The organism is Allobaculum stercoricanis DSM 13633 (assembly GCF_000384195.1).
GTDB classification, from domain to species: Bacteria; Bacillota_I; Bacilli_A; order Erysipelotrichales; family Erysipelotrichaceae; genus Allobaculum; species Allobaculum stercoricanis.
This window is the reverse complement of record NZ_KB913034.1, coordinates 600,495-618,813: the sequence shown is the minus strand read 5'-3', so window position 1 is coordinate 618,813 and position 18,319 is coordinate 600,495. Positions and strand designations below refer to the sequence as shown.

Here is an 18,319-nt window from a genome sequence, read left to right as displayed (position 1 = left end):
ACTCCTGATTAGTGTTTGAAATGGCGAACGCCTGTGAAGACCATCGCGATATTGTGTTTGTTGCATTCTTCAATTGAGAGGTTATCTTTAATAGATCCACCTGGTTGAATAATTGCTGTTACACCAGCAGCAACTGCTGCTTCAACTGTATCTGGCATTGGGAAGAATGCATCGGATGCCATAACGGATCCTTTTGCTTTTTCGCCTGCTTGTTCGATCGCAATTTTAGCCGCCCCTACACGGTTCATTTGGCCTGCACCAACACCGATTGTTTGGTTGTCTTTGACTAAAACGATCGCATTAGATTTAACGTGTTTAACGATATTCCATCCAAACAGAAGTTGTTCAAGTTCTTCTTCTGTTGGTTTACGATCTGTTGGATAAGTTAAATCTTCAACTTTTAATTGATGATCATCGATTTCTTGAACTAAAAGGCCATCGTTTACGTTTGTGTATTTCAATGTGTTATTTGGTTCAAGTGTTGTATCGAGTTGTAATAAACGGATGTTTTTCTTTTGTGTTAAAATTTCAAGCGCTTTGTCTTCGAAACCTGGTGCAATGATGATTTCCAAGAAGATTTTAGAAAGTTTTGTAGCGAGTTCTTCATCAACAACATCATTAAGAGCAACGATTCCACCAAAGATAGAGATTGGATCGGCATCGTATGCTTTATCCCAAGCTTCATTGATTGTTTTTCCTAAACCAACACCACATGGGTTCATGTGTTTTAATCCAACAGCTGCTTTAGAACCTTCAAAATCTTTTAAGACTTCGATTGCTGCATTACCATCTTGGATATTGTTGTAGGATAACTCTTTACCATGTAATTGTTTTGCGTTTGCTAAAGAGTATTGTGGACGCATACCTTTGTAGAATGCTGCTTTTTGGTGTGGGTTTTCGCCATAACGTAAATCTTGCACTTTATCGAAAGTGATTGTCATGCTTTCTGGGAACTGTTCTCCACATTTTTTGGTTAAGTAATCTGCGATCATTGCATCATAACGAGCAGTGTGGCGGAATACTTTAGCAGCTAAATGTTCGCGTGTTTCTAAAGTTGTTTCTCCGTTAGTTTGAATTTCTTCTAATACTTTTGCGTAGTCTTTTGGATCGCAAAGTACAGGGATGTAACGGTAGTTTTTAGAAGCAGAACGTAACATGCTTGGTCCACCGATATCGATATTTTCGATGATTTCTTCATGGCTTACGCCTTCTTTTTGAACAGTTTCTTTGAATGGATATAAGTTTACGCAAACTAAATCGATATATTCAATTCCGAGTTCTTTAATTTGGGCAACGTGTTCTGGATTTTCACGAACGCAAAGTAAAGCACCATGAACATTTGGATGTAAAGTTTTTACACGACCATCCATGATTTCTGGAAAACCAGTTACATCAGAGATCGAAATTGTCGAAACTCCAGCATCAGCTAATGCTTTACGAGTTCCCCCTGTCGAAATAATTTCATAACCGGCATCAACAAGCCCTTTGGCAAAATCGACTAACCCAGTTTTATCTGAAACGCTGATTAATGCTCTTTTCATTTTGAGCTCCTCTCTTTTGATCAAACAGACCAAGGAAAATCAAGAAATGATTTTCCTTTTGTCCGTCTTTTAAAATGATTTTTATTATTGATTCGATTCGCGTTGTTGAATCTGTTTAGCTGCTAAATTCACACCGCGATAGAATAAGTCATATTCTTTGGCATGAACGGCAGTTTCTAATTGATCTAATGTCCAAGATGGATCGATATCGACACGTTCTTGAATGATCAATTGACCTTGGTCAATTTGGTCATCGATAAAATGAACAGTGACTCCGGTATGATCCACTTTTGCATCAAATGCATCTTGAATGGAGTGAGCGCCTGGAAAAGCAGGAAGTAATGCTGGATGTAAATTGACGATCGCATTTGGATAAGCATCCAATAATGTTTTGCCGACAATTCGCATATAGCCTGAAAGAACGATCATTTCAACATTCAACTCTTTGAGCCAAACGAGGATATCTGCTTCATAAGCTGCTTTATCTGGATACGCTTTAGGGTTGTACCAACGTTGTGGTACATTCAAGCGATCCGCTTTTGCACGAACTGCTGCTTGTTCTTTATCACAAACAAGACCAACGATATTGACATCTAATAAGCCTTGGTTTGCTTTTTCCATGAGCGCTTCAAAATTTGTCCCGCTTCCGGATGCGAACACAATGACGTTCATCGATGAAGCTCCACTTCACCTGAATCAGTTACGACACCGATTTTGTAGCTTTCTTGGTTCATTTCTTTTAATAAAGCTTGAACATGGTCTGCATCTGCTGGATCTACTGCAATGACAAATCCGATACCCATGTTGAATACGTTATACATTTCATGTTCAGTAACATTAGAACGTTTCTGAATGAAATCAAAAATTGCAGGTCTTGGGAAACTATCGAGATCGATAGAAACACCTAATCCTTCTGGAAGCATTCTAGGAATGTTTTCGAAGAACCCACCACCTGTGATGTGAGCCATACCGTGTAAGTTCACTTTGCCAAATAAGTGTTTTACAGGTTTTACGTAGATAACTGTTGGTTCGAGTAATACGTCACCTAAACGTTTTCCACCAAGTTCTTCAAATGTTGCATGTGGATCGCAATGGTTATCTTTGAATAACACTTTACGAACTAAAGAGAAACCATTGGAGTGAACACCTGAAGAAGGTAAACCGATTAATACGTCACCACTTTTAACATTTTCGTTTGTTAATAAGTTTGCGCGATCTACTGCACCAACGCAGAATCCAGCTAAGTCATAATGATGAACATCATACATATCTGGCATTTCTGCAGTTTCACCACCGATTAATGCACAATCACTTAATACACATCCATCCGCAACACCTTTAACAATTGCTTCGATCACTTCTGGATGGTTTTTTCCAACTGCGATGTAATCGAGGAAGAATAAAGGAGCAGCTTGTTGAACTAATACGTCATTAACGCACATTGCGACCGCATCGATACCGATTGTATCGTGGCGATCCATTTCAAAAGCCATCATTAATTTTGTTCCGACACCATCTGTTCCGGAAACTAATACAGGATCGTTTAATCCTGCTGCTTTTAAATCGAACATCCCGCCAAAAGCTCCAATAGACGCCATTGCGCCTGGAACAGTTGTACGTGCGACATGTGATTTGATTCGTCTAACACTATCGTAACCAGCCTCTAAATCGACACCAGCTGCTTTATATTGATCTGCCATATTATCCCTTTCCATTAATGTTTCATTGATATGGATATTGAAACATGCCTACAAGATCGATGAGTCGACAAGTGGATCAAATCCTTTTGTCGATTCAAAGATCTGCAAGCGTGTTATTTTTAATTTTTTATTTGTTGTTCAACCGAAATTGATTGAAATGTTTTTATTTTCCTTTGTGTGTGAAGAAAGATACACCAGATTCGAAAATATCTTGGTCGCAATCGCCAGCGATATTTTTGAATAATCCATCTTCATAACGTTCGCTATGTCCCATCTTACCGAAGATCATGCCGTCTTCAGAAAGGATACCTTCGATTGCCAAGCATGTTCCGTTTGGATTGTATTGACCATCCATTGTTGGATTACCTTCTGGGTCAACGTATTGAGTAGCGATTTGACCATTAGCTTGGAGTTTTGCAAGTAATTCAGGGCTAGCCATGAATTTACCTTCACCATGAGACATTGCAACAGAGTGAATTTGACCTGCTTTGAAGTTTTGTAACCATGGAGAACGGTTAGATGTAATTCTTGTAGAAGCAATATGAGAAATGTGACGGTTAATGTCGTTTCTGAATAATGTTGCTAATTCATTTACATCATGAGAGCTATCGCCAAATGGTAATAATCCAGATTTAACGAGAGCCTGGAATCCGTTACAGATACCTAAGATTAAACCTTCGTTAGCACGCATTGTTTCGATTGCTTTGGCAATACGTGGGTTACGTAATACGGAAACGATAAATTTACCGGATCCATCTGGTTCATCTGCTAAGGAGAATCCACCAACAACCATCATGATTTGTGCTTTTTCGATTTCTTGAGCTAATGTTTCGATGGACTGACGGATGTGATCAACATCAAGGTTGTTGAAGACAACGACATGTACTTCAGCTCCAGCACGTCTGAATTTAGTTGCTGTATCTAATTCACAGTTTTGTCCTGGGAATACTGGAATTACGACAACTGGTTTTTCAACTTTAACTTTAGAGAAGCGTTTTTCACCTTCAAATAAAGGTGTATCTAAAGTTTCTTTAGATCCTTCAACAAGTCTTGGATAAAGATCATCGTAACGGCTTGTCCAAGCTGCATAAGCTTCATCTAAGCTTACGTGTTCATCGTTGATGTGTAATTCAGGTGTTTCTAAAGTTGTACCGATCTTAGTCCAGTTCGGAAGATCTACTTCGTTTTGTGTTTCGACAATTAAGCTACCTAAACGATATGCATATGGTTTTTCAATTGTGATTTGTGCACCAATTTCGTTACCAAATGCCATGATTGCCGTTGCAGCCCCTACACCACTGTCTTTAACTAAACGAGCGGATAAAATGTTACCTGCTTTGTTTTGAGCTAAAACGTTTTTAAAGTTTTCTTTAATTTGAGTGTAGTTTGGCTCGTAGTTAGCAAGTGGGTTATGTTCAACTAAGTAGATGTTGGATCCAGCTTGTTTAAATTCACCACAAACGATTGCATCTGTTTTAGCAGTGGTTACTGCAAATGTGATTAATGTTGGTGGAACGTGGAGTTCGTTGAATGTACCACTCATGGAGTCTTTACCACCAATTGCTGGTGTTTCGAATTCCATTTGCGCATTAACTAAACCGAGTAATGCTTCTAATGGGTAACCCCATTTTTCAGGATCTTTACCTAAACGTTCAAAGTATTCTTGGTTTGTTAAACGCGCAGTAAATGGATCAGCACCTAATGCACTTAAACGTGCTAAGGATTCAACTACAGAATATTGCGCTCCTAACCATGGTGAGAAACGAGATAATTTTGGATCAAAACCATAAGTCATTAAAGAGCAAGTGTTTGTGAATCCATCTACTGGTAATTTTTGAACAGAACCAATTTCTGGAGTGCGTTGTGTTTTACCACCAAATGGCATGAGGACAGTACTCTTACCGATGGAGGAGTCAAACATTTCTGCTAAACCGCTTTGATTTGCTGTGTGATCTTGTTGTAAAGCAGTTAATAAGTCTGTTTGCTGATCGTTAACTTTCCATGGGTTAACGTCTTGTTCACCAGATTTCATTACGACGTCTACGTTTTGACGAACACCGTTTGTATCTAAGAATTCACGATCTAAATCAACGATAACATCGCCACGCCATTTCATGATCAGACGTTTGTCAGCACGAACTTCTGCAACTTTGATCGCATTTAAGTTTTCTTTTTCACATTCTTTTAAGAACGCATCGAGGTCTTTCGCTTCGATACAAACTGCCATACGTTCTTGGCTTTCAGAGATCGCAAGTTCAGTTCCATCTAAGCCAGTATATTTAACTGGTACAGCATCTAAGTTAATGTCTAAGCCATCTGCTAATTCACCAACTGCTACGGATACCCCACCAGCACCGAAGTCGTTTGCTTTTTTGATTAAACGTGTTGCATCTGGGTTACGGAATAAACGTTGTAATTTACGTTCCATAACCGCATTCCCTTTTTGTACTTCAGAAGAGCATGTATCTAAGGAAGTGTCAGTATGTTCTTTGGAAGAACCAGTAGCACCACCGATACCATCGCGACCAGTAGCACCACCGATATAAACGATGACATCACCAGCAGCTGGTTTTTCACGTTTTACGTGATGTTTAGGTGCAGCACCAACTACACCACCAACTTCCATACGCTTAGCAACGTATCCTTCATCAAAAATTTCTTCGACATAAGTCGTAGCTAAACCGATCTGGTTTCCATAAGAGGAGTAACCACGAGCTGCAGTTTTGGAAATTTTAGATTGTGGAAGTTTATGTTCAAGTGTTTCAGATAGTGGAGCAGTAATATCAGCAGCACCAGTAATACGCATTGCTTGGTAAACATAGCTACGTCCGGAAAGTGGGTCACGAATTGCACCACCGATGCATGTTGCTGCACCACCGAATGGTTCGATTTCTGTTGGGTGGTTGTGTGTTTCGTTTTTGAACATTAATAACCAAGGTTCAGGCTGACCATTGACATCCACTTCGATTTCAATGGAGCAAGCATTGATTTCATCACTGACTTCTTGGTCATCTAATTTTCCGCGTTTACGTAATGTACGACCGGCAATTGTTGCAAGATCCATCAATGTGATTGGTTTTTCTTCGCGTCCAGTTTCTTTACGTAAATCAAGATACATCTGCCATGCTTTTTCTAATTTTTCATTGAATGTTGCATCATCAAAATGAACGTTCTTTAAAATTGTTTCAAAAGTTGTATGACGGCAGTGGTCAGACCAATAAGTATCCAATACACGGATTTCTGTCATGAATGGATCACGATGTTTTGTATTTTTGAAGTAGTCTTGAATGAAGGCTAAGTCTTCATTTGACATCGCAAGTCCTAATTCAGTACGCATTGCTGCGATTTGATCAGCATCTAAGTTGATGAATCCTTCAACAACAGGAACGTCTTGGATATCCACTTTTTGGCTATCGTCTAAAACGTTCATATCTTTTTTACGAGATTCAACTGGGTTGATCATGTAGTGCTCAATTGCTTCGAGTTGTTTTGCAGTTACATTTTCCATCACCATTAAAGTTCCGGAGTGAATGCGAACATCTTCTTTATTGTTTAAAAGCATTAAGCATTGCATTGCTGAATCGGCACGCTGGTCATATTGTCCAGGTAAAAATTCGAATGCCAATACAGTTTTGCCTTCAAGATTCAGATCGCTTTCTGTTAAAACTTCGTCAATTGCTGGTTCAGCAATAACGTTTTTTTCCAATAAAGCTAAATCGTTGTCGTCGGCATTAAAAATGTCATAAATCACGTACAGTTCTACAGAGAAATCATCAGCTAAAGAAAGGTCTTTTTTCAATGTTTCCTGTAAAGATGTACTTTCTACCATGTAGGCAGGTTTCTTTCGAATCAGTCTACGAGTATCCATTTGAATATATTTCCTCTTTATTACCCTTTTGGGTTTTAAAACTCACGATCCTTATTATCGAATTGCTCTTCTCATTCTTCTCAAATTGCAAAATAAGCTAAACTGTACAGTCGATATCATTGCGTATTGTCTAATTGATCACTTGATCATTTTTGTTTTGAAGAAGAATTGAAAATCAATCATTTTTGACACATCGGTGTGAGTGATTTCCATTAGTTATTGTCTTCTAAATAAGATTGTTTTAATACAGATTCTTTTTGGTCCGCTTTGAATTTTTCTAAAATTGCTCTCATTTTTGGATCAGAAAGAGCCAAGATTTGTCCAGCAAGAATTGCAGCGTTTTTCGCACCTGCTTTTCCAATTGCAACAGTTGCAACTGGTACTCCAGCTGGCATTTGTACAGTAGAAAGAAGGCTATCCATTCCACCAAGAGCTGAAGTTTGCATTGGAATGCCGATAATTGGCAAAATTGTTGAGCTAGCGAGTACTCCGGCTAAGTGCGCAGCACCACCAGCTGCAGCAATAATCACCTGGATTCCGTTATCCTGTGCATTTTTAGATAATTCGAGAACGGCATCTGGTGTACGGTGTGCAGAAAGTACACGTACTTCATAAGGAATTTCGAGTGCTTTAAGCTGATCGAGACATCCTTCCATAACTGGGAGATCAGAACGACTTCCCATGACAACTAAAACTTTTGCGTTTTCCATTAATTGTTCCTATTCCTTTCACTTGTTCAATGTCCACTTGAACATCGGTATTTTGAGGATCTCAATATGGTTTTTGTTGGTCTTTTTGGCTTTGTATTAAAAATTAAATACAAAAAGCGTACCGGTTAGAAAAAAAGGTACGCAAAAAGATTGTTTGATAAATGAATAATACTGATGAAGTCTAAAGTCATGACCATAACCTTACCCCCAAAAGCTCGCAGTTCGTCTGCACAATTATACTAATTCAAAGCATTAAGCCTTTTCAATGCCTCGTGATGAAATCGCTAATATTTTGATTGATGTGTCACTAAGTTATGGATATGAAACACTTTCTTAATGTTTTTATTGTGTTCAAATTTATTTCATTGAAACCAAAATTCTGATCGATATAATGAAGGCGATTTATCAAAAAAAAGACAAATGAAAATTATTCATTCTCTCAATCAAATCTGTCTTGGTTTTTAATCCTTTCTATTCTACTAAAATCAATAATTTAGATAATGTAACAACATGAGACAGAGAACGAGTAAAATGTCTTTGTCTATGGAGGTTATCAAATATGAACGATCATTCTATCTATCAATCCCCTCTTTCTGCTCGTTATGCATCCAAAGAGATGAAATATCTCTTTTCTGAAGAAAAGAAATTTAAAACTTGGCGAAAACTGTGGATTGCTCTTGCGCAAGCTGAACAAGAACTCGGTTTAAGCATCACAGATGAACAAATCGCTCAGTTACAAGAATATGCTGAAGATATCAACTACGATGTCGCAAAAGCACGTGAAGCAGTCGTTCGACATGACGTAATGTCTCACGTTTATGCCTATGGCCAACAAGCCGATAAAGCCGCTGGCATCATCCACTTAGGCGCAACAAGTTGCTATGTTGGAGATAACACAGACTTAATCGTTATGCATGAAGCTTTAGAGCTTATTTTAGAAAAACTTGCTGCTGTATTAGCTCGTTTGAAAAACTTTGCTCTTGAATACAAAGATATGCCATGCCTTGCTTTCACTCATTTCCAAGCTGCTCAACCAACAACGATTGGTAAACGTGCTTCTTTATGGGCACAAGATTTAGTGATGGACTATGAAGAAATTTCTTGGCTTTTAGAACACAAGAAATTACTTGGCCAAAAAGGAACAACAGGAACTCAAGCTTCCTTTTTAGAATTATTTGATGGTGATTCTCAAAAAGCTGCTCAAATCGACAAATTAATTTGCGAGAAAATGGGTTATGACGATTGGTTTGCCGTATCCGGTCAAACTTATCCTCGTAAATATGACACTCGTGTCCTTCAAGCCCTTTCTTCCATTGCGCAATCCGCACATAAATTCTCCAACGACTTACGTTTATTACAACACAAAAAAGAAATGGAAGAACCATTTGCGAAAAACCAAATCGGATCAAGTGCTATGGCTTATAAACGCAACCCTATGCGTTGTGAACGTATGGCTGCCCTAGCTAACTATGTAATTTCCGATACGATGAACCCGGCGATCACAGCTGCTACCCAATGGTTTGAAAGAACATTAGATGACTCTGCAAACAAACGTATTGCCGTTGCTGAAGCGTTCTTAGCAACTGATGGTATTTTAGATCTTTATCTCAATATCACAGATGGATTAGTAGTTTATCCAAAAGTTGTAGAAGCTGATTTACGTAAAGAATTACCATTCATGGCAACAGAAAACATTATGATGGATGCAGTTAAAGCTGGTGGTAACCGCCAAGAATTACATGAATTAATTCGTGTTCATTCCATGGAAGCAGGACGTCAAGTCAAAGAATTCGGCTTAGAAAACGACTTACTCGATCGTATTGCTAATGACCCTGCATTCCCATTAACAAAAGAAGAACTTGAAGCAAGAATGGATCCTTCTCTCTATGTTGGACGTGCTCCAGAACAAACTCTTGAATTCTTCAGCCAAGTTGTCGATCCAATTTTAGACAAACACCCAGAAGCAAAAAATCTCGTTGCTGAAATCAACGTCTAAGTTCAATATTCAATTAAAGATTAAGAGCGTTACAGGATACTGAATTAAAATGAGTTCTGTAATGCTCTTTTTTTATAGGCTCTGTCACAACAAATGGTTGATTTTTGACGAGAAATAGCGTATAATAATAGTAAGAAACAGTACCACCGAAGGAGGTAATTGGATATGCCTACTATCAAAGACGCATTAGATATTATCGGTAAGTTGACTGTCGCAGAGCAGGAAAGCCTTAAAACAATGCTTTTAAGTCCTGCCTTTGTAAAGTCTTTGAATATTGAAGATTTCGTAGCAAAGGAACGCTTTGCAAATGGTCGTGTATGCCCTCTTTGTGGCTGTATCCATGTGGTTCGCAATGGTCATCGTAAAGATGGCACACAGCGATATGTATGTAAGGATTGTGGCAAGTCCTTCGTGATTGCTACGAACTCCATTGTGTCTGGTACAAGAAAAGACTTGTCCGTGTGGGAGCAGTACATTGATTGTATGATGAATGGCTTATCCATTCGTAAGACTGCTGTTGCTTGTGGGATTCACAGAAACACCGCATTCCTTTGGAGACACAAGATTTTGGATGCACTTCAGAATATGGCAGACGATGTTACCCTTGACGGCATTATTGAGGCTGACGAAACTTTTTTCGCCATCTCGTACAAGGGCAATCATAGCAAGAGTAAGACATTTGCTATGCCACGCAAGGCTCATAAGCGTGGTCATTCTACACATATCAGAGGCTTGTCCCAAGAAAAGGTATGTGTTCCTTGTGCGGTTAATAGGAATGGCTTGTCTATCTCCAAGATTACGAATACTGGTAGAGTTTCTACAAGAGATTTACATCATATTTATGATGGTAGGATTAAGACCAATTCCACTCTTGTTACGGACAAGATGAACTCCTATGTGAGATTTACAAATGCCAATGGCATTGACCTTGTGCAGTTAAAGACTGGCAAAGCCAAGAAAGGCATTTATAATATCCAACATATCAATAGCTACCATAGCCAGCTAAAGAGGTTTATGCGTGGCTTTAACGGTGTTTCTACCAAGTATCTGAACAACTATCTTGTGTGGAATAACCTTGTAAATTACGCCAAAGAAAGCGACATGGAGAAAAGGAACATCTTCTTAACTTTCGTTTTGGCAACATTGAAAACTGCTAAATGCAGAGATTTATCAAACAGACCAGCAGTTCCTCTGGTCGCCTAATTAGAATTTGTGGAGATGATAAGATGGTCAATATAACAGATGTAAAACAGATTCTTCAATTTGCAATAGATGCGGAGATTAAAGTCTTTCTTGATGGTGGCTGGGGTGTAGATGCTCTTCTTGGATATCAGTCAAGAGCCCATAATGATATTGACATTTTTGTAGAAAAGAACGATTATCAGAACTTTATAGAAATAATGAAAGCTAATGGCTTTTATGAGATTAAGATGGAATATACAACATTGAACCATACTGTATGGGAAGATTTGAAAAACAGAATTATTGATTTGCATTGTTTTGAATATACGGACGAAGGTGAAATTCTTTATGATGGGGATTGTTTTCCGGTAGAAACTTTTTCGGGTAAAGGAAGAATTGAGGAAATAGAGGTTTCCTGTATTGAACCATATAGTCAAGTAATGTTCCATCTGGGATACGAGTTTGATGAAAATGATGCACATGATGTGAAGTTATTGTGTGAGACACTTCATATCGAAATTCCAAATGAGTATAGATAACTGCAAATAACAGTTTGTAGGGGAGTTCTGATACTCCCCTATAAAAATGGCTATTTATCAACTGTTTGTTGTGACATAGCCTTTTTATAAAATGATGAGAGGTTTAAAAATGAATAACGAAAAAGTATATAACATGAAATTGAACAAAGTTTATCCATTACTCGTGAACAAGGCAACAAAGAAAGGACGAACTGTTGAAGAAGTCAACCAAGTAGTCGAATGGTTAACGGGTTATACTCCAGAATCTATTCAATTTTCCCTAGAGCAAGACATCACTTACGGAGAATTCTTTTTGAATGCACCTTGCCTCAATGAAAATCGCAAACTGATTAAAGGGGTAATTTGTGGCGTTCGTGTTGAATCTATTGAAGAGCCTTTGATGCAAGAAATCCGCTATCTCGATAAGCTCATTGATGAACTCGCAAAAGGAAAAGCAATAGAGAAAATCTTGCGCTCTCAACAATAATATTGTTTACTCTTTCCTAGATTTAAAACGTCGTAATGTTTGATAAGTTCCCTTTTAGTAGACACTCGAAATAACTCAATTGAGATGTCACTAAAAGGGAACTTTTTTATGTCTAGAAAACCAAAATATACTGCCGAACAAAAACACAATCCAAAAAATGCGCAGAAAATCATCATGATCTTATCGCCCCAATTCAACAAAAAGTCAGATCACAAAAAAGTAAAAACAATTTGAGAAACTAAAAAAAAGGATTAACTTCTGCAGATACAGAAATCAATCCTCATTTTTTTTGGTATTCAAAGTTCAAGAAATAAGTTGGGGGACTTGTTGTGGGTTTTAGAATAATGTTTTATAGATTTCTTGAATTTGTTCTTTATTTAAATTTACATAACCGTTAGACATTAAGCGTTGCTGGTTCAATACAACACTTTCGCTAAAGGATACAATTTCTTCTTCTTTCATACCTAAAGAAGATAATGTTGGTACTTCGACAATAAAACGAATCAGTTGGTCTAACTTTTCAAATGCATCTTTAACTTCGCATCCTAAACAATCGGCAACGAGTTGTTTTAGATCATTTAGAACTTCTTCAGGTCGTAAGCGTTCATACATTTTGAGCACTTCTGCTAAGAAAATAGAATTCGCAAGACCATGCGTCACGTGGTAAGTACCACTTAATGGATAGCTGATTCCATGCACACATCCTGTTCCTGTATTCGCAAAAGAAAGACCGGCCATATTACTTGCAACCATAAAAGATTCCATTAATTGTGCACGATCAACTCCTTGCTGCAATTGTAGGAAGTTGTTGATGTATAAGCGAATGGCCTTTTCTTGGAATAAGCGAGTATAAACATTGCTGCGAGCGGATAAATATGATTCGATCGCATGGACTAAACCATCCACGGCACTTGTATACAGGTAAAAATCAGGAACCGAATTTAACAAACTTGGGATGAGAATTGCTTTATCGGCATAAAGTGGATCTTTTGCTAATCCCAGTTTTGTTTTCATATTTAACATTTCAACAATGGAAATATTGCTAACTTCTGATCCAGAACCACAAGTTGTTGGTACAAGGATTAGTGGATAGTTATGTTTTAATTCGTCTTGGTGATCAAATAGATATTGGCAATCAAAACCGCTTTCGCATACGCATAACAGTTTAGCCATATCCATAACGCTACCACCACCAACGGCAATGATTCGTTTACATCCGCTATCTAAAAAATCTCGGATTAAGGCGTTGACCATATCACTGTTTGGTTCACCTTGACCATATTTTGTGCGGAAGAATACCTTTCCTGCTTGAATGATTGCTTTAAAATCGTGTTCATAAACACTTTTTGAAATCAAGATAAAATCATCTTCACAGAAGGGGTTAGCTTCTACAAATGATGGTGCATCCTCATAACACTCGATTTGAGGAACAATTTTAAATCCATTCATAATAAACCTCATTTTTGAAAAAAAAGACCTTCGGAAAGGTCTTTTTTTATTAATTACATACTATGAGCTTTTTTCGTGCAAGCTTTCATAGCTTCTAATACAGAACTGCGGAAGCCTTTTTCTTCTAATACGCGAACTGCTTCAATTGTAGTACCAGCTGGGGAACAAACCATGTCTTTTAAAGCACCTGGATGCATACCAGTTTCTAATACCATTTTTGCAGAACCGTATACCGCTTGAGCTGCAAATTTGTAAGCTAAATCACGTGGCATACCATCGCATACAGCACCATCAGCTAAAGCTTCGATGAACATGTAAACGTAAGCTGGGCTAGATCCAGATACACTTACAACAGCATCCATCATATATTCAGAAACTACTGCACATTTTCCGAAACCGTTTAATAAATTTAATACAGTTTCAACTTCTTCTTTAGTAACAAATTCATTAGGACAAGCTGCTGTCATACCTTCTTTAACCATTGCTGGTGTGTTAGGCATGCAACGAACGATCTTAAGATCACGTCCAAATTGTTCGTGTAAACGAGCTAAAGTTTGTCCTGGAGCAATTGTAACGATGATTGTGTTGTCTTTCACAACATCTTTAATTTCATTGATTACAGCTGCATAGAATTGAGGTTTAACGGATAATACGATGATTTCACTATTTTCAGCTACTTCAACGTTGCTTAATGTTGTGTTAATTCCTAATTCTGCTTTTGCTTTTTCTAAACTTGGTGCAAATGCATCAGAAGCAATGATTTCATCAGCTTTTAAGATATTTGATGAGATAATGCCTCCCATCATCGCTTTCGCCATGTTTCCACTGCCAATAAATCCTAATTTCATTTGTAAAACTCCTCTAAATCTATTCAATTTTGTTCAAAATTTTTATTCAAAATCTTGTTCAGTACGATCGATGATTTCGTCCTGAAGTTCTTTACTCAAGTTACGGAAATGGTCACTGTATCCAGCAACACGAACGATTAAGTCTCGGTATTCTTGAGGGTTGTTCTGAGCGTTGATCAATGTTTGACGATCGATAACGTTGAACTGTACGTGGTGTCCATCCATGTTGAAGTATGTACGAACAAAGTCTGCCATATGGTCAAGACCAGCTTCTCCAGCTACAACACTTGGAGTGAATTTTTGGTTCAATAATGTACCACCTGTACGTAAGTGGTCCATTTTGGAGCAGGATTTTGCAACTGCTGTTGGTCCGTTAACGTCAGCACCTTTTTCTGGAGAAATACCTTCAGAAGTTGGTTTATGAGCACGACGACCGTTTGCACTAGCAAGCATAACTTCACCGAAGTAAACGTGGCAAGTTGTAGGAAGCATGTTGATTCCCCATTTACCATTTTTCATGTTGTCACGGCCAGTGATTGTTTGTTGATAATGGTTGAATACGTCTTGCATGATGTCATCTGCATAGTCATCATCGTTTCCGTATTTTGGAGTTTTGTTCAATACAAGGTTCAACATTAATTCGTTACCTTCGAAGTTATGGAGACATGCGTCTGCAATTTCAGGTAATGTGAATTTATGTTTGTCAAATACGTTGTATTTGATTGAAGATAAGGAGTCAGTGATTGTACCGATACCTACACCTTGTAAGTAGTTAGTGTTATAACGAGCACCACCAGCATTGTAGTCTAAACCACGGGAAATGCAGTCATCAGTTAAGATGGACAAGAATGGTGCTGGCATGTATTTAGCAAAGATTTGAGTGATTTTGTTAGAACCTTCAACTTTGATATCTGCGAAGTATTCAACTTGTTTTTTGTAAGCTTCGAAGAATTCTTCATAAGTTTTGAAATCTTCTGCTTTACCAGTGTGAAGACCTAATTGTTGTTTAGATACGTGGTCATAACCATCAAACATAGTTAATTCTAAGATTTTTGGTAAGTTGAAGTAACCTTGAAGGATGTATGCTTCACGACCGAATGCACCTGTTTCAACACATCCACTTGTACCACCCATACGAGCGTCTTGGATTGTTTTACCTGCATTTAATAATTCTTGGATGATTGCTTCTGTGTTATAGAACGCTGGTTGACCCCATCCTTTACGAGATATTTCACAAGCACGTTTCAAGAATTTTTGAGGTGTTTTGCGAGAGATCTGTACGTTAGAAGATGGTTGTAATAATTTCATTTCATCCATGCAGTCTAAGATTAAGTAACTTACTTCGTTAACACCGTCTTTACCATCTGGTGTAATACCACCAGTGTTGATGTTTGCGAAGTCAGTATATGTACTAGATTCTTTTAATGTGATACCTACTTTTGGTGGAGCTGGCTGGTTGTTAAATTTAACCCAGAGGCATTCTAATAATTCTAATGCTTTATCATGATCAAGAATTCCTTCTTCGCAGTCATGAACATAGAATGGGTTTAAGTGTTGGTCTAAACGTCCTGGAGAGTAAGCATCCCAAGGGTTTAATTCAGTTGTAACACCTAAGTGTACGAACCAATACATCTGGATTGCTTGCCAGAATGTTTCTGGTTTGTGTGCTGGTACAACATCACAGTTGTGAGCAATCTGTAATAATTCTTCTTTACGAACTGGATCAGTTTCTTTTTCAGCCATTTCACGAGCTAAGGCAGCATAACGTTTACCTAAGATCATGATTGCATCACACATGATGCTCATAGCATTTAATTGTTCGCGTTTAGACATCGCTTTTTCATCGTTTAAGTAGTCTAATTTTGCGATAGCGTCTTGGATATCTTTTTGGTAATCTAAGAAACCTTTAACGTATAATTTTTCAGAACCAACAGTGTGTCCTGGACCACGTTGTTCCATGAATTCTGTGAAGACACCAGCTTCGTAGCATCTTCTCCATTCATCAGTCATGGATTCGATGATTTTTTTACGGATAGAACGTTTTTCCCAGAATGGAATGATTTCTTCTTCTTGGATTTTTAAATCTTCATCGCTGACCTTGAAGCAGATTAAGTCACGGTCGTTCATTACGTGCATGTCTTCAATTGTGTGGCAGCAAAGTTCAGGGAATGTAGGAGTTGACTGAGGTCCAGCACCTTTATCCCCAACGATTAATTCACCATCTTCGATTGTGATTGTTTTGTTTTCAAAAATTTCTTTCATTGAAAGTGCACGTAATTCTGGAATAGACACGCTTCCTTCATATTTTTTGTAAGCTTGTGTCATGTAGATTGCACGTTCCATGAAAATGTGTGGAGTTGTTTCTACAGACTGTTTTCTCAGCTTACGTACACGTTCGTTCATCCCTCTTAATTCTTCCATGATTATCCTCCTATTTTAACATTAGAAAATCCATTTTTTTCGAATTCAGATTTGATTTTTGCCATTTTATCTTTAGATGGCACTTGGCAATCTTTTGCCAAGTATGGACGACGTAATTTCTCATATTTGCTAGATCCTGTGTTATGATATGGCAATAAATTTACGCGTGATACCTGAATATTTTTATCTTTTAAATATTGAATGATATCCGCAATCGATTTATCGTCATCATTCACTGGAACTACGATTGGAATACGAATGTTGATATTCGCTCCTAATTCACTGATTGTTTCTAAGTTTTTTAAGATCAATTCATTGGACTGACCTACATACTTTTTGTGAATCTCATCATCAATTACTTTGATATCATATAAGAATGTATCAACATAAGGCGCAATACGAACATAATTTTCCGTTGGAGCAAAGCCACATGTGTCGATGCATAAATCATATCCTTTTGCTTTAATGCGTTTGCATAAAGTTTCAAGATATTCGATTGGCGCAGACATTACTTCGCCACCCGATAAAGTAACACCACCACCAGATTGTTCGTAGAAGTCTTTATCTTTATCGATGATCTTCATCAAGTCTTTGATTTCATACTGTGTTCCACAAACTTCACGGTTATTTAAAATACAGAAATCGGTACAATCAGCGCATCCAACGCATAATTTTGTATCAGTAATGAAATGACCATTTTCAAATTTGATAGCTCCATGGCTGCAGTGTTTTTGACATGCACCGCAATCTACGCATTTTTCATAATTGATCATTGGCTCTTTTTCATAAGACTGACTTTCTGGGTTGTGACACCACCAGCATCTCAATGCGCAGCCTTTAAAGAAAATTGTTGTACGGATTCCATCCCCGTCGTGAATGGAATACTTCTGAATATTGACTATATTTGGCTTTTCCACCTTGCCGCCTCCTCGAAATTGACTTTTAACGGTAATCGCCTAACATTAGATTTTGTAAATAGAAATGAGGTATTTGCATGTCCGAAATCACCAACATCGGCGTTGGAACAAGAATCAAAGAGATTCGTAACCAACAAAACATCACATTGAAACAATTGAGTGAAAGCACGAATCTTTCGATTGGTTTTCTTTCTCAATTGGAACGTGGATTATCCAATGTCGCAATCGACTCTTTGCAGAAAATTGCGAATGCTCTACAAACACCAATCCAAGAGATTTTGGATACTCGCCAGATTGATGAAGAGGACCTTTCTCCTCTATTAAGAACTTATGACCGTAAAATAACTGTTGTGAATCCAACATTATATTCATGTGTGTTATCCAACTCTGTTCACAATCTTTCATTTCTTCCTCGAGAATGTCATCTACAACCTTCCGGTATAGAAAACTTCGATATTCAAACCTATTCTCATGAAGGATATGAATGGATCTATGTACTCGAAGGAAACCTTCGAGTAACCATAGATCGTGAACAAATCGATTTATATCCAGGAGATACGATCACGATTGATTCAACTAAGCTTCATAACTGGCAGAATTGTGGTTCTAAAACTGCAAAGTTTATTACGATTAATACTCCAAATCCATTTAAGAAATAGAGAGAAATTTCTCTCTATTTTTT

15 protein-coding genes are annotated in these 18,319 nt (G+C 37.8%); 6 read left to right on the top strand and 9 right to left on the bottom strand.

What is annotated here, in order from left to right; all coding sequences use genetic code 11:
* Positions 1–8: 8 nt before the first annotated feature.
* The 5 genes from purH to purE all read right to left on the bottom strand — a co-directional run bounded on the left by purH (position 9) and on the right by purE (position 7,819).
* Complete coding sequence (gene purH / locus ALLST_RS0102930; RefSeq protein ID WP_019892555.1) at positions 9–1,541, bottom strand: bifunctional phosphoribosylaminoimidazolecarboxamide formyltransferase/IMP cyclohydrolase; 1,533 nt, start codon at positions 1,539–1,541, stop codon at positions 9–11.
* Between the two features lie 84 nt (positions 1,542–1,625).
* On the bottom strand, positions 1,626–2,213 hold the full coding sequence (purN, locus tag ALLST_RS0102925) for a phosphoribosylglycinamide formyltransferase (protein WP_019892554.1): 588 nt from the start codon (positions 2,211–2,213) through the stop codon (positions 1,626–1,628).
* The gene (gene purM / locus ALLST_RS0102920; protein WP_019892553.1) at positions 2,210–3,241 is read right to left on the bottom strand and encodes a phosphoribosylformylglycinamidine cyclo-ligase; all 1,032 of its coding nucleotides are present in this window, start codon (positions 3,239–3,241) and stop codon (positions 2,210–2,212) included. Before purM ends, purN begins: the two co-directional genes overlap by 4 nt.
* 163 nt (positions 3,242–3,404) lie before the next feature.
* Positions 3,405–7,109 carry a phosphoribosylformylglycinamidine synthase gene (locus ALLST_RS0102915; protein WP_019892551.1) on the bottom strand — a complete coding sequence of 1,235 codons (3,705 nt, stop codon included), beginning with the start codon at positions 7,107–7,109 and terminating at the stop codon, positions 3,405–3,407.
* 212 nt (positions 7,110–7,321) lie between these two features.
* Positions 7,322–7,819 (bottom strand): 5-(carboxyamino)imidazole ribonucleotide mutase, encoded by a 498-nt coding sequence (purE, locus tag ALLST_RS0102910; protein ID WP_019892550.1) that lies wholly within the window; start codon positions 7,817–7,819, stop codon positions 7,322–7,324.
* A gap of 559 nt (positions 7,820–8,378) precedes the next feature.
* On the opposite strand from purE, the gene purB reads away from it, so the two are divergent.
* The 5 genes from purB to ALLST_RS11765 all read left to right on the top strand — a co-directional run bounded on the left by purB (position 8,379) and on the right by ALLST_RS11765 (position 12,236).
* A complete protein-coding gene (gene purB, locus ALLST_RS0102905; protein ID WP_019892548.1) occupies positions 8,379–9,815 on the top strand; it encodes an adenylosuccinate lyase in 1,437 nt (478 codons plus the stop codon).
* 165 nt (positions 9,816–9,980) lie between these two features.
* Complete coding sequence (locus ALLST_RS0102900) at positions 9,981–11,018, top strand: IS1595-like element ISSag10 family transposase (protein WP_002837184.1); 1,038 nt, start codon at positions 9,981–9,983, stop codon at positions 11,016–11,018.
* 23 nt (positions 11,019–11,041) lie between these two features.
* The gene (lnu(C), locus tag ALLST_RS0102895; RefSeq protein ID WP_019543803.1) at positions 11,042–11,536 is read left to right on the top strand and encodes a lincosamide nucleotidyltransferase Lnu(C); all 495 of its coding nucleotides are present in this window, start codon (positions 11,042–11,044) and stop codon (positions 11,534–11,536) included.
* A gap of 109 nt (positions 11,537–11,645) precedes the next feature.
* Positions 11,646–12,002, top strand: a complete 357-nt coding sequence (locus ALLST_RS0102890) for a DUF2200 domain-containing protein (RefSeq protein ID WP_019892547.1) — start codon at positions 11,646–11,648, stop codon at positions 12,000–12,002.
* Positions 12,003–12,110: 108 nt separating this feature from the next.
* The gene (locus tag ALLST_RS11765) at positions 12,111–12,236 is read left to right on the top strand and encodes a hypothetical protein (protein ID WP_019892546.1); all 126 of its coding nucleotides are present in this window, start codon (positions 12,111–12,113) and stop codon (positions 12,234–12,236) included.
* Between the two features lie 102 nt (positions 12,237–12,338).
* On the opposite strand, the gene ALLST_RS0102880 is transcribed toward ALLST_RS11765, so the two are convergent.
* The 4 genes from ALLST_RS0102880 to ALLST_RS0102865 are packed head-to-tail and all read right to left on the bottom strand — an operon-like array spanning position 12,339 to position 17,637.
* A complete protein-coding gene (locus tag ALLST_RS0102880; protein WP_019892545.1) occupies positions 12,339–13,451 on the bottom strand; it encodes an iron-containing alcohol dehydrogenase in 1,113 nt (370 codons plus the stop codon).
* A gap of 53 nt (positions 13,452–13,504) precedes the next feature.
* Positions 13,505–14,299, bottom strand: a complete 795-nt coding sequence (gene proC / locus ALLST_RS0102875; protein WP_019892543.1) for a pyrroline-5-carboxylate reductase — start codon at positions 14,297–14,299, stop codon at positions 13,505–13,507.
* Positions 14,300–14,341: 42 nt separating this feature from the next.
* Positions 14,342–16,720, bottom strand: coding sequence for a trans-4-hydroxy-L-proline dehydratase (gene hypD, locus ALLST_RS0102870; protein ID WP_019892542.1), 2,379 nt, complete (start codon positions 16,718–16,720; stop codon positions 14,342–14,344).
* Positions 16,721–16,722: 2 nt separating this feature from the next.
* Complete coding sequence (locus tag ALLST_RS0102865; protein WP_019892541.1) at positions 16,723–17,637, bottom strand: trans-4-hydroxy-L-proline dehydratase activase; 915 nt, start codon at positions 17,635–17,637, stop codon at positions 16,723–16,725.
* Between the two features lie 77 nt (positions 17,638–17,714).
* Between ALLST_RS0102865 and ALLST_RS0102860 the strand changes: the two genes are divergently transcribed.
* Positions 17,715–18,296, top strand: coding sequence for a helix-turn-helix domain-containing protein (locus tag ALLST_RS0102860; RefSeq protein ID WP_019892540.1), 582 nt, complete (start codon positions 17,715–17,717; stop codon positions 18,294–18,296).
* Positions 18,297–18,319: the final 23 nt, after the last annotated feature.

Excerpts from the sequence above, each read along its gene's own strand:
- ALLST_RS11765 (WP_019892546.1), top strand. The coding sequence starts at position 12,111 with ATGTCTAGAAAACCAAAATATACTGCCGAACAAAAACACAATCCAAAA.
- purN (WP_019892554.1), bottom strand. The coding sequence starts at position 2,213 with ATGAACGTCATTGTGTTCGCATCCGGAAGCGGGACAAATTTTGAAGCG.
- purM (WP_019892553.1), bottom strand. The coding sequence starts at position 3,241 with ATGGCAGATCAATATAAAGCAGCTGGTGTCGATTTAGAGGCTGGTTAC.
- proC (WP_019892543.1), bottom strand. The coding sequence starts at position 14,299 with ATGAAATTAGGATTTATTGGCAGTGGAAACATGGCGAAAGCGATGATG.
- ALLST_RS0102860 (WP_019892540.1), top strand. The coding sequence starts at position 17,715 with ATGTCCGAAATCACCAACATCGGCGTTGGAACAAGAATCAAAGAGATT.
- hypD (WP_019892542.1), bottom strand. The coding sequence starts at position 16,720 with ATGGAAGAATTAAGAGGGATGAACGAACGTGTACGTAAGCTGAGAAAA.
- ALLST_RS0102890 (WP_019892547.1), top strand. The coding sequence starts at position 11,646 with ATGAATAACGAAAAAGTATATAACATGAAATTGAACAAAGTTTATCCA.
- purE (WP_019892550.1), bottom strand. The coding sequence starts at position 7,819 with ATGGAAAACGCAAAAGTTTTAGTTGTCATGGGAAGTCGTTCTGATCTC.
- ALLST_RS0102915 (WP_019892551.1), bottom strand. The coding sequence starts at position 7,109 with ATGGATACTCGTAGACTGATTCGAAAGAAACCTGCCTACATGGTAGAA.
- purB (WP_019892548.1), top strand. The coding sequence starts at position 8,379 with ATGAACGATCATTCTATCTATCAATCCCCTCTTTCTGCTCGTTATGCA.
- purH (WP_019892555.1), bottom strand. The coding sequence starts at position 1,541 with ATGAAAAGAGCATTAATCAGCGTTTCAGATAAAACTGGGTTAGTCGAT.
- ALLST_RS0102880 (WP_019892545.1), bottom strand. The coding sequence starts at position 13,451 with ATGAATGGATTTAAAATTGTTCCTCAAATCGAGTGTTATGAGGATGCA.
- ALLST_RS0102900 (WP_002837184.1), top strand. The coding sequence starts at position 9,981 with ATGCCTACTATCAAAGACGCATTAGATATTATCGGTAAGTTGACTGTC.